The sequence below is a fragment of the Phormidium sp. CCY1219 genome, assembly GCF_055795085.1.
In genome coordinates, this window is the sequence record NZ_JAYFEQ010000094.1 from 1 (window position 1) to 373 (window position 373).

Genomic DNA, 373 nt, shown 5'->3' on the forward strand with positions numbered 1-373 from the left:
GAGGACGAAATAATCGCCGCCTCCCGCCATCCAGCTTTCCGCATTCTTCGCCGCCTGTTTTTGGATTACTACCCCACTCAGGGTGACGAGCTCGGGATTGTGCGCCTGAGTCATCGTCTCGCTTCCTCCGGTGGTTTCCGCTTCTGTGGTTCTGTCGCATCCCGCCGCCGTGGTGGCCAACATCAGCGCAAACCCCAGGGCGAGGGCGCGCATGGGAACCATTTTTGGCTTGATTTGAGTCATGGTTTTGTTGCCGATTAAGGTTGATGGGTAATTTATCAACGTTTTAGCTGATTATCGGCACAGTCTTTAAATTGTTTCGGTAAAGTTTTCCATAATTTTTCTCTCGCCAACGGGTTTCCCTACCGCCGGG

At 52.8% G+C, this 373-nt stretch carries 1 protein-coding gene; it reads right to left on the bottom strand.

Features of this window, described 5'->3' with window-relative positions:
- Window positions 1-243 (bottom strand): hypothetical protein (locus AC0QH1_RS00570; RefSeq protein ID WP_324628787.1); only part of this gene is annotated, 243 nt, incomplete at its 3' end.
- Between the last annotated feature and the right edge of the window lie 130 nt (window positions 244-373).